8 protein-coding genes are annotated in these 12,785 nt (G+C 72.0%); all 8 read left to right on the plus strand.

The window, feature by feature from the left end; genetic code table 11:
- Nucleotides 1-98 precede the first annotated feature (98 nt).
- The 8 genes from ACFPZ3_RS33850 to ACFPZ3_RS33885 all read left to right on the plus strand — a co-directional run bounded on the left by ACFPZ3_RS33850 (nucleotide 99) and on the right by ACFPZ3_RS33885 (nucleotide 12,715).
- Complete coding sequence (locus tag ACFPZ3_RS33850; protein ID WP_379518377.1) at nucleotides 99-2,270, plus strand: MMPL family transporter; 2,172 nt, start codon at nucleotides 99-101, stop codon at nucleotides 2,268-2,270.
- A gap of 237 nt (nucleotides 2,271-2,507) precedes the next feature.
- Entirely contained in the window at nucleotides 2,508-3,731 is a 1,224-nt protein-coding gene (locus tag ACFPZ3_RS33855; protein WP_379518378.1) for a 3,4-dihydroxy-2-butanone-4-phosphate synthase, read from the plus strand.
- A gap of 60 nt (nucleotides 3,732-3,791) precedes the next feature.
- Nucleotides 3,792-4,823 carry a LacI family DNA-binding transcriptional regulator gene (locus ACFPZ3_RS33860; RefSeq protein WP_379518379.1) on the plus strand — a complete coding sequence of 344 codons (1,032 nt, stop codon included), beginning with the start codon at nucleotides 3,792-3,794 and terminating at the stop codon, nucleotides 4,821-4,823.
- Between the two features lie 100 nt (nucleotides 4,824-4,923).
- On the plus strand, nucleotides 4,924-6,987 hold the full coding sequence (locus ACFPZ3_RS33865) for a glycoside hydrolase family 36 protein (RefSeq protein ID WP_379518380.1): 2,064 nt from the start codon (nucleotides 4,924-4,926) through the stop codon (nucleotides 6,985-6,987).
- A gap of 12 nt (nucleotides 6,988-6,999) precedes the next feature.
- The gene (locus ACFPZ3_RS33870) at nucleotides 7,000-8,319 is read left to right on the plus strand and encodes an ABC transporter substrate-binding protein (protein ID WP_379518381.1); all 1,320 of its coding nucleotides are present in this window, start codon (nucleotides 7,000-7,002) and stop codon (nucleotides 8,317-8,319) included.
- 34 nt (nucleotides 8,320-8,353) lie between these two features.
- Nucleotides 8,354-9,247: a carbohydrate ABC transporter permease gene (locus ACFPZ3_RS33875; protein ID WP_379518382.1), complete on the plus strand. Its 894-nt coding sequence runs from the start codon at nucleotides 8,354-8,356 to the stop codon at nucleotides 9,245-9,247.
- Nucleotides 9,244-10,119 (plus strand): carbohydrate ABC transporter permease, encoded by an 876-nt coding sequence (locus tag ACFPZ3_RS33880; RefSeq protein ID WP_379518383.1) that lies wholly within the window; start codon nucleotides 9,244-9,246, stop codon nucleotides 10,117-10,119. The genes ACFPZ3_RS33875 and ACFPZ3_RS33880 overlap by 4 nt, the downstream gene beginning before the upstream one ends.
- Before the next feature lie 79 nt (nucleotides 10,120-10,198).
- Nucleotides 10,199-12,715 (plus strand): CBM35 domain-containing protein, encoded by a 2,517-nt coding sequence (locus tag ACFPZ3_RS33885; RefSeq protein ID WP_379518384.1) that lies wholly within the window; start codon nucleotides 10,199-10,201, stop codon nucleotides 12,713-12,715.
- Nucleotides 12,716-12,785: the final 70 nt, after the last annotated feature.

Here is a 12,785-nt window from a genome sequence, read left to right on the forward strand (position 1 = left end):
CGGACCGAGAGACGGCCCCAGGCTCCCGTCGCCGGGAACGCTACATATCCGGACCATGACGTCACCCTATGTAACACTTCATAAGACCGGGGGCATCGATGCTGGGCCGTGAGCGAACACCCCCTTGGCGCGGGTGGGCGGTGCTGACCCTGTGGCTGGTGCTCACGGCCGGATCCGCGATCTGCCTGCCCAGCCTGATGCGGACGCTCGCGACACCGTCGCTGCGGGTGGAGGGCTCGCCGTCGGCGCAGGCCGCGGAGCTGGTCGCGCGGAGGTTCCCGCGGTTCGGGGCCGAGCAACTGGTGCTGGTCTTCGACTCCGACACCTACCGCTCGTCCGAGGAGCCCTATCAGCGGGCGATGAGCGCGACCATCGCGGCGCTGGACACCCGTCCCGAGATCGCGTCCGTGCAGCCGCTGCCCGCGCCCGAGGGGCTGGACCCGCACCACGCGTATGTGCTGGTCGGCGTCGACGGCGAGGAGGCCGACCGGCAGCGGTGGCTGCCCGGCCAGCTGCGATCCGCGCAGCAGGCCTGCGGCGAGGCCGTGCGCGTGTCGATCGCCGGTGTCACTCCGGCGTTCAGCCAGGTCACCCGCACGGACGTGGCGGACCTGCGGGTGATCGAGGTCATCACGGCGTCGGTGGTGGCGCTGCTGCTGCTGGCGGGGCTCGGCGCGGCCGGCGCCGCCGCCGTCCCGATGCTGGTCGCCGGCGTGTCCATCCTCGTCAGCACCGGCGTCCTGGCGGCGCTCCGGCCGCTGATGCGGGTCGATTCGAGCCTGCTGACCGTGACGGCCACCATCTGCCTGGGCCTGGGCCTGGACTACGCCCTCCTGATCCTGCTGCGTTACCGGCGGGCCCGCGCGCTCGGGCGCCCGCCTGACGCCGCCGCCGCGTTCGCCTCCGCCACCGCGGGCAGGACCGTGACGTGGTGCGCGCTGGCCGTCGCCGGCATGGCCGCGTGCCTGCTGGTCGTACCGGCGCCGCTCATCCGCGCCATGGCGGTCGCGGGCATCCTGGCGGCCGTGGTGTCCGCCGCCGCCACGCTGACCCTGCTGCCTGTGCTGCTCGTACGGTTCGACGCGCTGCTGGAACGAGGGCGCCTGCCCTGGCATCCCACGCGCCGCGGAGCCCCCGAGGGGCAGGCGGCCGGTTGGCTGGGCTGGGCCGGGCACCTGATGCGCCACCCCTGGCCGTACGTGGTGGGCGTGACCGCGCTGCTGCTGCTCGCCGCGACCCCCGCCCTGGAGCTGCGGCCGGCCATCACCTACGACCGCGCGGCCCTGGCGGGCAGCGACGTCGGGCGCGCCATGGCGCAGATGGAGGCCGACCGGATGGCGGGCATCAGCCTGCTCGCGCTGCCGCACCCGCGAGGAGCGGCGCCGGTGGACACCACCGCCATGGCCGCCGAGCTCGACGCCGATCCCCGCGTGGCGCTGACCGCCGCGATGGACAACGGCCGCGACCTGACCCTGCTGCTGCTCCTCGAACGGCCCGCCCCGGACAGCGCCGCCTCCGCCGCCCTCACCCGGCACGTACGCGAGGTCGCCGCCCGGCTGCTGCCACCCGGCCAGCAGATGTACGCCACCGGCCCCGCCGCCTTCGTCTCCGAGCTGACCGCGGAGCTGCTGACCCGGTTGTGGCAGGTCATGGCCCTGGTCCTGGCCTGCTCCTTCGTCCTGCTGCTGATCGTCTTCCGTAGCGTGCTCGTCCCCCTCAAGGCCATCGCCATGAACGTCCTGTCCATCGCGGCCGCCTTCGGCCTGCTCACCGCCCTCTTCCAGCAGGACGGCGAGCAGATCAACGCCCTGATGCCGCTGCTGACCTTCTCCATGGTGTTCGCGCTGTCCATCGACTACGAGGTGTTCCTGGTCCACCGCATCGCCGCGCGCTACCGGGCGACCGGCGACAACGACGCCGCCATCGTGTACGGCCTGCGCCACACCGCCCGCCCCATCACCCTGGCCGCCGCGGCGATGGCCGTCACCTTCACCGGGCTCATGCTGAGCCATCGCGAGGACCTCAGGCAGCTCGGGTTCGCCGTCGCGGCGGCCATCACGATCGACGCCACCCTGATCCGCATGGTCCTCGTACCGGCGCTGATGCGGCTGCTGGGGCGGCGCAACTGGTGGCTGCCGCGCCCCCTGGCCCGCCTGCTGCCGCCTACCGCGATGTCACCGTCCGAACCGTCGTCCGGTCCGGCAGGCAGACAGGGACCAGAGCCACTCCCAGCTCGGTCCGCTTCAGCAGGCGCAGAAGCTTGGAGGTGAGCAGGCCAGGAGAGCAGTGGACCCTTACTTACCAGCCCCATCGACGGTTATGGTGGCAGTGGTGAGATTCCAAGGTGCGGCGGTGACAGCCCGCCGGTTCCTCCTCTGGACGAACGATCCGGCGCGATCCCGGAGCCACGCGGTGACACCCCGCCCCCTCTCGGACCCGACTTGGGTCCCTGACGCCTCCGGACCGCGACGGGCGCGGCCATCGGCACGGCTGAAGGGGAGCTGGGCATGTACAGCGGAAGAATCCACGAGATCGGGCTCATCGAGTCCGTAAGCGGTGAGCAGATCATCATCAGGTCACCCAAAAGCGCCGGGCGGCTGGCATCGGGCGGGACGGTGAACGTCGCCGGGGTCCGGGTGATCGCCGAGCACGTGGACGAGGAGCGGGTGACCGCCTCGATCAGCGCGGAGACCCGCCGCAGGACCACCTTCGACCAGCTCCTGGAGCCCGGTCTCCGGGTGAACCTCGAAACCCCGCTGGCCCTCGGCGACCCGCTCGACGGCCACCTGGTGCAGGGCCACGTCGACGCGGTGGGGAAGGTCCTCGGCGCGGAGCGGCACGGCACGGGACGGCGGTTGTGGATCCGGCCTCCGGCGCGCTTCATGCTCAAGGTGGCCGCCAAGGGCTCCATCGCGGTCGACGGCGTCAGCCTGGCCGTCGCCGAGGTCGTCAAGGACCGGTTCTCGGTGGTGCTGGTCCCCTCCACGCTGACCGGCACGACACTGGCCGGCCTGGACGTGGGTGACCGGGTCAACCTGGAGTCCGACCTGGTGGCCAGGCTGGCCGCCGCCCGGCCGCCGGCGGCGGGGGCGGAGGTCGCCCGCGCGGTCTCGGCGCTGGGCTGGGCCGGCCACGTCGCGGGCCGGCTCGGCGTGGAGAAGGCGGTGACCCAGTTCGCCGCCGGTGGCGCGGTCATGGTGTGGGACCCCGACCGCGAGGTCGAGGGCGACGTCATCTTCGCCGGCACGGCCCTGCCACCCGCCGCGTTCACCTTCCTGCTGACCCAGGTGTACGGCTACCCGTGCGTGCCGTGCGCCCCGGAAATCCTCGACCGGCTGGAGATCCCGCCCATGCCCGGCGAAGGCGACCACCAGGGCACCGCCTTCCACGTGCCCGTGGACCTGGCGGCGAGCACGGGGACCGGCGTCAGCGCCGCGGAACGGGCCGCGACCGTCAGGCGGCTGGCCCACCCCGACGCCCGCGCGGCCGATTTCACCTCGCCGGGTCACGTCATCCCGCTCGGCGCCCGTTCCGGCCTGCTGAAGGAGCGCGCCGGGCACACCGAGGCCACCGTCGCGCTGTGCGTGGCGGCGGGCCTGCCACCGGTGGGGGTGTGCTGCGAGGTGATGAACGCCGACGGGACGATGGCCGACGCCGCCGACCTGGAGGCCGCCGCGCTGCGCTGGGGGCTGCCCCTGATCGACCTGCGCGACCTGAGCGCCTACCTGTGAGCGCGTGACCAGGCCCGCGGCGCCGGGCCCTGCCTGGAGGGCTGGCCCTACCATGTGATCGTGACCTCGACTCCTCGCCGCGTCTCCCGCGATACGGCCATGCCCAGCATCCGGGATGTCGCCGCCGCCGCCGGGGTCTCGTACCAGACCGTCTCGCGCGTGCTGAACGAGTCCCCCCGCGTGCGTCCCGAGACGCGCACGGCGGTGCTCGCGGCGATCGAGCGGCTCGGCTTCCGGCCGAGCCGGGCGGCGCGCGCCCTGAGCCTGGGGCGCGCCCGCGGCATCACCGCCGTGACCTCCAACACCGTCCTGTACGGTTACGCCGCCACCCTGCAGGGCCTGGAGGAGGCGGCCAGGGCCGAGGGCATGGCCATGGGCGTCAGGGTCGTGGAGTCGGCCGAGCCCGCCGAGGTGAAGCAGACGGTCGACTACGTCAGCGACGCCAGCGCGGGCGGTGTGGTGGTGATCGCGTTCGACGCCATGGGGGTCGGGGTGCTGGAGGCGCTGCCCGAGCACGTGCCCGCCGTCGCCGCCGCGGAGCCGAACGCGCCCGACCGGGGCCGGGTCGCGATCGCGCTTGACGAGCGCCGCGCCGCCGCCGACGCCACGCGGCACCTGCTGGAGCTGGGCCACCGCACCGTGCACCACGTCGCCATCCCGTCGGAAGGGCTGGCCGGCGGCCGGCAGGCGGGCTGGCGCGACGCGCTCACGGAGGCGCGGGCGCAGATCCCCGAGGCGCTGGCCTGCGGCTGGGACATCGCCTCCGCCTACACCGCCGGGCGGCGGCTGGCCGCCGAGCCTGACGTGACCGCGATCCTGTGCGGCAACGACGACATCGCCCAGGGGGTGCGACGGGCGCTGTACGACGCGGGCAAGGACGTGCCCGGCGACGTGAGCATCGTCGGCTTCGACGACATCCCTGGCTCCGCCTACTGGACGCCGGCGCTGACCACGGTGCGGATGGACTTCGTCGGCCTGGGCCGTGCCTGTTTCCGCGCGGCCGTGGCGGAGCTGACCGGGCAGGCGCAGCCCGAGCCCGCCCTCACCCCGCCGACACTGGTCCTGCGTGAGTCCACCGCGCCTCGTTCCTGAAACCCGCGCGTAACGATCCCGCAAAGAGGGCTTCCCCTTTCCGCGTGTGACCGCTCACACTAACTCGTACATGTGACCGGTCACACGCTTGGGAGAGTTGATGCTTGAACACCTGCGCTGGGGTCATTCGGGCCTCGCGGTCACCGTGGAGATCCATCCGGATGGCCCGGTGAGCCTGCGCGAGCTGGCGGCGGGCCGGGGTTCGACGCCGGCGCGGGTGTCGCAGCCGCTGGTGGAGGTGCTGGTGCCCGGCGAGGGCCGGGCCAGGGCCTCGCAGCGGTTGTCGGAGACGGCGGTGGGCTGCCGGCTGCGCTACACGGGCTCCGAGCAGTCGAGGGACGGCGGCTGGCACGAGTTGCGGGTGCGGATGCGGGACGAGGTGTCCGGGCTGGAGGCCGAGCTGAGGTTGCGTTCCCCCGACGGCGTGGCGGCGTTGCAGGCGAGGGTCCGGGTGCGCAACACCGGCGAGCTGCCGGTGCTGCTGCTGGCCGTCTCGTCCTTCGCCGCCGCCTTCCCCGCCGCCGGCCCGGAAGTCCTGTACGCCACCAGCGAATGGCTCGGCGAGAACCGCTGGACCGGCCGGCCGCTCGCCGACGACCTCGGCCTCGCCGGGCACGGCCAGCACGGCAAGGGCACGTTCGCGGTGACCAGTTCCGGCACGTGGTCGAGCGGTGAGCACGTGCCGATGGGCGCGCTGAGCGACCGCGCCACCGGCCGGACCTGGCTCTGGCAGATCGAGCACAACGGCCCGTGGCGGTGGGAGGCGGGGGAGCGGCTGGACGGCGCGTACGTCGCCCTGTCCGGCCCCACCGACCTCGACCACCAGTGGAACGAACTGCTGGCCCCCGGCGAGGAGTTCACCACCGTGCCGGTCGCGATCGCCGTCTCGGACGGGGGAGTGGAGGGCGCGGCGGCGGCGCTGACCGCGTACCGGCGGGCTCTGCTGCGTCCCCACCCGGACAGGGCCGCGCTGCCGGTGGTCTTCAACGACTACATGAACACGCTCATGGGCGACCCCACCACGGACAAGCTGCTGCCCCTCATCGACGCCGCCGCCGCGGCGGGCGCGGAGATCTTCTGCGTGGACGCCGGCTGGTACGACGACGGCGGCGACTGGTGGGACAGCGTCGGCGAGTGGCAGCCCTCCCAGAGCCGCTTCCCGAGGGGCCTCGCGGAGGTGCTGGCCCGCGTCACCGGCCACGGCATGACGCCGGGGTTGTGGCTGGAGCCGGAGGTGATCGGCGTACGCAGCCCGATGACCGACAAGCTGCCCGACGCCGCGTTCCTCCAGCGCGGCGGCACCAGGATCGCCGAGCACGGCCGACACCACCTGGACCTGCGCCACCCCGCCGCCGTCGCCCACCTCGACCAGGTCGTGGACCGCCTGGTCGAGGAGCTGGGCGTCGGCTTCTTCAAGCTCGACTACAACATCAACCCCGGCGCGGGCACCGACGTGGACGCCACGAGCGTCGGCGCAGGGCTGCTCGCGCACAACCGGGCCCACCTGGCCTGGCTGGAAGGCGTGCTGGACCGGCACCCGAACCTGGTGCTGGAGAACTGCGGCTCCGGCGCGATGCGCATGGACTACGCGATGCTCTCGCGCCTGCACCTGCAGTCCACCAGCGACCAGCAGGACTTCCTGCGCTACCCGCCGATCGCGGTCGCCGCGCCCCTGTCGGTGCTGCCCGAGCAGGCCGCCAACTGGGCCTACCCCCAGCCCGGGATGAGCGACGAGGAGATCGCGTTCACCATGTGCACCGGGATCCTCGGCCGCCTCTACCTGTCCGGCAACCTCCACCGGATGACCCCGGAACAGCTCGCCCTGGTCAGCGACGGCGTACGGCTCCACAAGAGCCTGCGCCCCGACCTGCTGCGCGCCACACCGTGCTGGCCGCTCGGCCTGCCCGGCTGGGACGACCCGTGGCTCGCCCTCGGCCTCCGCAGCGGCGAGGCCACCCACCTGGGGATCTGGCGCAGACCCGGAGCCCAGGACACCACCGTGCTCCCGCTCCCGCACCTGACCGGACGGGACCTGAGCGTGGAGATCGCCTACCCCTCGGCGGCGGACGGCTGGACGCACACCTGGAACCCCCGCACGGCCGAGCTCACCGTCACGGCCGTCCCCGCCCCCACCGCTCGCATCCTGCACCTTCGTCCCCGCTAAGGAAGCCACATCGTGAAGCTCGCACAGCGTCTCGCCACCGCTGCGGCCCTCGTCCTGGGCCTCGCGGCCTGCAGCGACCCCTCCGCCGGTCCCGCCGCCGTCCCCACCGCCGGCTCGCCGTCGGCCTGGCCCGATCCCGCCGCCCGGCTGGACGGGGTCACGCTCACCATCTGGGCCGCCCAGAACAGCAACACCGTGCCCAAGGCCGTCACCGACGCCTTCACCCAGGCCACCGGCGCCAAGGTCGAGATCGTCACCATCCCCGACCCGTACGAGCAGGGCGTGCAGACCAAGGTGGCCACCGGCGACAAGCCCGACCTGGCCTTCTGGCAGCCGACCGCGTCCATGCTCACCGCGCTCAACGCCCGCGCCAACCTCCAGCCCCTCGACGGCGCCCCCTGGATCCAGACGCTCTCGCCGGAGCTGCGCGACATCACGGGACTGCTGGACAAGACCCGCTACGCCGCCCTCGTCACCAGCCCGGCGGTCGAGGGCGTCTACTACAACAAGGAGGTCTTCGCGGCGAACGGTCTCAAGGAGACCCCGAAGACGTTCGAGGAGATGCTCCAGGCCGCCCGCACGCTCAAGGGCAAGGGCGTCACCCCGTTCTTCGAGATGGCCGCCGACAAGTGGGGCACCCAGTGGTGGGTTCAGGTCCAGCTCGCCGACGCCGCCAAGAACGGCCTGTGGGAGCGGGTCAACACCGGCAAGGAGACGTTCGAGGACAAGACGATCCTGGACGCGATCAAGACCTACAAGTCGCTGATCGACGAGGGCCTGTTCAACAAGGACATCAAGACCGCCACGTTCGAGGACCAGGGCGAGGCGCTGCTGTCCGGCCAGGCGGCCATGGCGGTGCAGGTGAACTCGTTCTTCGGCCAGCTCCAGGCCAAGGCGGACACCGCGGAACTGGACAAGAAGATCGGCTTCTTCCCCATCTCGCCGTCGGGGAACGTCGGCACGTTCATCCCTGACCAGTCCAACGCCCTGGTGGCCTTCCGCACGGGCGACGCCAAGCGGGAGTCGGCCGCCCGGCAGCTCCTGTCGTACTGGATGGGCACCGGCTACGCGGGCTTCGTCGCCGACCGCAAGACGGTGTCGCTGCGTACGGACGTGCCCACCCCTGACGGGGTGCCGCGGGCGCTGCTCGACGTGCACGCCTCGCTCGGGCAGGCGGTCGGGTCGATGCAGGCCCTCGCCGTGGCCAACCCCGACCTGTACCTCAACCTGGCCGACATGATCACCGGCAGCCTGACCCCCGAGCAGGTGGCCGCCGCCACCCAGAAGCAGTTCGCCCAGCTCGCCAAGGCGGCCGGCGCCACCGGCTTCTGACCCGACCCTCTTCCCCCGCCCAAGGAGCAGCCCCGTGCCGACCGGCCACGAGACGCTCACCCGGCACAATGGCACGCACCCGATGTGGTTCCTGGCGCCGGCGTTCGCGATCCTGTTCGTCTTCTTCTTCCTGCCGACCCTGTTCAACTTCGTCTACGCCTTCACCGACTGGTCCAGCTTCAAGAGCGAGATCCGCTACGCGGCCTTCGACAACTTCGTGTACCTGCTGTCGGACGGCACCCTGTTCAGCGCCCTGCGGATCACGGTGATCTACGCCGCGCTGGTGGCGCTGTTCCAGAACCTGTTCGGCTTCGGCCTGGCCGTGCTGCTGGAGAAGGACACCTGGCTCAACCGCGCCGCCCGCCTGGCCTTCCTCGTCCCGGTCCTGATGTCCGCCCTGGCCGTCGGGTACGTCTTCCAGGCGCTGCTCAAGCCGGATGGCAGCCTCAACGCCCTGCTCTCGGCCCTGACCGGCGGGCAGGTGGAGATCGCCTGGCTCGGCAGCACCACCTGGACGCTGGTCCTGGCCGCGGTCATCCACGCCTGGAAGTGGATGGGCCTGTCGATGCTCATCTACCTGGCCGGGCTCAAGACCGTCCCCGAGGACGTCTCGGAGGCCGCCCGCATCGACGGCGCCACGCCGTGGCAGGCGTTCTGGCAGGTCCGCTTCCCGCTGCTGGCCCCGGCCGTCACGTTCAACGTGGCGACCGCGCTGCTCGGCTCCATGAACGGCTTCGACATCGTCCAGGCCCTCACCGGCGGCGGCCCGGCCCGCAGCACCGAGATCCTCAACATCTTCATCTACCGCACCTTCGGGCAGGGCCTGTTCGCCCAGGCCACGACCATGAGCCTGGTGTTGGTCCTCATGGTCGCGCTGCTGGCCTTCCCGGTGATCCGCGTCCTGCGCAAGAGGGAGGAGATCCTGTGACCGTTACCGCCTATGGCGCGCCCACGGCCAGGCGCACGAGGCCGCCGGTGACGCGGGGGCTCGCCGCCCGGTTGCGGCCCTTCGCGGTGGTCGCGCTCGTCGTCCCCGTCATGGGCGTGCCGCTGTGGCTGATGGTCGTCACCGCCGCCAAGTCCCAGGCCGAGGCCCTGTCGCCGAACCTCTCCCTCCCGTCCCACTGGCGGTTGTGGGAGAACCTGGCCCAGGTCTGGCAGCAGGGCGAGATCCCGTCGGCGTTCCTGGGCAGCGTCCTGATCGTCGCCCCGTCGGTGGTGCTGGTGCTCACGTTCGGCTCGATGGCGTCCTGGATCCTGGCCCGCCGGGCCGGCCGGCTCAACGCCGTCCTGTACGCCCTGGCGATCAGCGGCATCGTGCTCCCGCCCGCCGTCGTCACCATCGTGCTCCTGCTGCGCCAACTCGGCCTGGCGGGCAGCGCGGCCGGCATGATCGGCGTCTACGTCGGCATCTACCTGTCCACCGTGATCTTCTTCGTCACCGGATTCGTCCGCACCGTGCCGCTGTCGCTGGAGGAGGCCGCGCGCATGGACGGCGCGGGCCCGGTGCGGGTGTTCGTCTCGGTCATCCTGCCCCTGCTGCGCCCAGTGCTGGCCACCGCGACCATCCTCATCTGCCTGTACGTCTGGAACGACGTCTTCTACGCCTTCTTCGTCGTCGGCGGCCGGCTCGACACCCTGCCGCTGAACCTGTTCCAGGTGGCCAACGCCGGCCTCTACCTCAACAACTGGCACCTGATCTTCGCCTACATCCTCCTCATGAGCCTGCCCCTGCTGGTGATCTTCGCCGTCGCCCAACGGAAGATCATCTCCGGCATCACCGGCGGCGCCGTCAAGTGAGAACCCTCAGGAGAGGACATCCATGCACCGGTTAACCCGGCCTGCCTCCATGCTGGCCGCCCTCGTTACCCTCACCGCCATGACCACCACGCCATCGGCCGCCGCCATCGCCACCGAGGTGGTCGCCGTGGACTTCGCCCAGCGCACCGGTCCCGTCCACGGCGGGGCGACCGGCATGTTGTACGGCCTGTCCGACCCGGGCGTGCCGGGAGGTCCCCTCCTCGCCGGAGCCCGGCCGCGTACCGTCGCGCAGAAGGCCCCGGACGGCGACCAGCACCCCAACGGCGACGCGCTCGTCGTCGCGGACGGCTTCTTCGCCGCGGGCGGCGGCGAGATCGTCGTCTACATGCAGGACGTCTACAGCCAATGGCCCTACGAGAACCGCGGCATCGACGACTACCTCGCCAAGGTCGACACGATGGTGCGCAAGGTCGTGCGCGACCGGCCACGGGACAAGGGCAAGTTCGTCTGGGTGCCGTTCAACGAGCCCGACGGGATCTGGTACCAGGACTGGGCCGCGCTGAAGCAGAAGTTCTTCGCCGACTGGAAGGCGGTGGTCGAACGCATCCGGTCCATCGACCCCGCCGCGAAGATTGTCGGCCCCAACGAGGCCGGGTACAACCCGGGCCGGCTGCGCGACTTCCTCACCTGGGCCAAGGGCGCCACCTGCGGTTCGAGGAACTGCCTGCCGGACATCATGGCCTGGCACGAACTGTCGCGCGGCAGCCTCGCCGCCTATCGCGGCCACCACGCGAACTACCGGGCGCTGGAGCGTGAGCTGGGCATCGGCCCGCTGCCGATCAACATCGACGAGTACGGCAACCGCCGCGACATGTCCGTGCCCGGCCAGATGATCCAGTGGATCTCCCTGTTCGAGGACACCAAGGTCGACGCCGACATGGCGTTCTGGACCTACGCCGGCAACCTCGACGACCACGCGGTCCGCACCCGGCAGGCCAACGGCGGCTGGTGGCTGCTCAAGTGGTACGCGGACCTGACCGGGCAGACCGTCAGGGCCACCCCGCCCCGGCTGAACGTCGCCGACACCGTCCAGGCCGTCGCGGCGATCGACGAGTCCGCGCGGCGCGGGACGATCCTCGTCGGCGGCGGCTCGGAGCCGGTCCGGCTCGACGTCGCAGGGCTCGCCTCCGGCGTCTTCGGCGGGCAGGTGGACGTCGTGGTGTCCAAGACGACCTGGTCCGGGTACGAAGGCGACGCGCTCAAGCCGCCGGTCGTCGCGGCCAGGCGCGCCACCGTCTCCGCCGGCCGCCTCCAGGTGGACCTGCCCGGCGGGGACGTCATGGCCGCCTACCGCGTCACCATCGTCCCCGCCAGTGGTGGCGCCCCGGTCACCGGCGCACCGTGGACCGTCTCGGTCGAGGCGGAGTCGGCCACGCTGACCTCGGCACAGTCGTTCCCCCAGGACACCACGGCCGACCCCCAGCTCTACGCCACCTCGGGCAAGCGTGACGTCGGCGGCCTGAACAAGACCGACTCGGCCGTGACGTTCCCCGTCACCGTGCCCCGCGCCGGCCGGTACCGGCTCGGTGTCTACCAGGGCGCGAACAAGATGCCGGGCAGGCACGCCCTCTTCGTGGACGGCGTGCTCAACCAGATCGTGCAGTACTCGGCCGACCTCGGCTGGACCTACCGGGGCCGTACCGACGTGGAGGTGCAGCTGAGCGCCGGGACCCACCAGCTGTCCCTGCGCACCAGCGCCGACGGGGCCACGCGGCTGCCCGGCAGCGACGTCACGCTCGACAAGTTCGACCTGACCGAGCTCGCCGGGACCGAGCGGAGCGCCTACCCCGTCGACGAGGCCCGGCTGTCCGGCGGCGCCACGATCACCCGTCAGGGGCAGGGCCCGGCCGTCGCCCTCGGCGGCGGCGCACGGGCCACGTTCTTCATCGCCGCTGGCCAGGACGGCTATCACGACCTGAACCTCGCCTACCGGGCGAGCGCCGCGGGCGGCCTCCAGGTCCGCGTCGACGGCCGTGAGATCCCGGGCCTGCGAGCCACCCGATCCGGCGAGGGCACCTCCCGGGCGCGGGTCTACCTCCCGGCCGGCATCTCCCGGGTCGAGGTGGGCGGGCCCGCCGGTCTGGAACTACGCGAACTCACCACCGTGCGGGCCGACGGCGCCGTCCACCGGGTCGAGGCGGAGAAGGCGGCCCTGGCCGGGACGGCGAAGGTGGTCACCGTCCCCGCCACGAGCGCGTCGAACGCCTCCGCGGGCGCCTACGTCGGTGACCTCGGCAACGGCGCGGCCAACACCCTCACCCTCACCCGCCCGGCCGGATACGGCCCCGGCGAGTATGTCCTGCTGGTTCACTACGCCAACGCCGACAGGAACACCGGGCACCCCTACAACACCGACGTGATCAGCCGTTTCGTCGACATCACCGAGACCGGCGGCACGACGACCAGGGGCGTGTTCCGGCACAACTACGCCTGGGACAACTTCTGGACCCAGGCCACGCCCCTCACCCTGACCACGGCGACGGGCAACCTGGTGCTCGGGAACGCCACGGCGTTCGCGCCCAACATCGACCGGATCGAACTCGCCCGGCTCGTGCTCGAAACCACCAACGGCTGACCCTCGCGAATTGCCCGCCGCCTCGGGTGAAGTCAAGAGGTCGTCGCAACACTGATTGATCAACTGGCTG

It is taken from the genome of Nonomuraea insulae, from assembly GCF_042656245.1.

What these genes read in the sequence shown, in the direction of transcription:
- ACFPZ3_RS33855 (WP_379518378.1), top strand. Translation starts at nt 2,508, where the DNA reads ATGTACAGCGGAAGAATCCACGAGATCGGGCTCATCGAGTCCGTAAGC.
- ACFPZ3_RS33885 (WP_379518384.1), top strand. Translation starts at nt 10,199, where the DNA reads ATGACCACCACGCCATCGGCCGCCGCCATCGCCACCGAGGTGGTCGCC.
- ACFPZ3_RS33865 (WP_379518380.1), top strand. Translation starts at nt 4,924, where the DNA reads ATGCTTGAACACCTGCGCTGGGGTCATTCGGGCCTCGCGGTCACCGTG.
- ACFPZ3_RS33850 (WP_379518377.1), top strand. Translation starts at nt 99, where the DNA reads ATGCTGGGCCGTGAGCGAACACCCCCTTGGCGCGGGTGGGCGGTGCTG.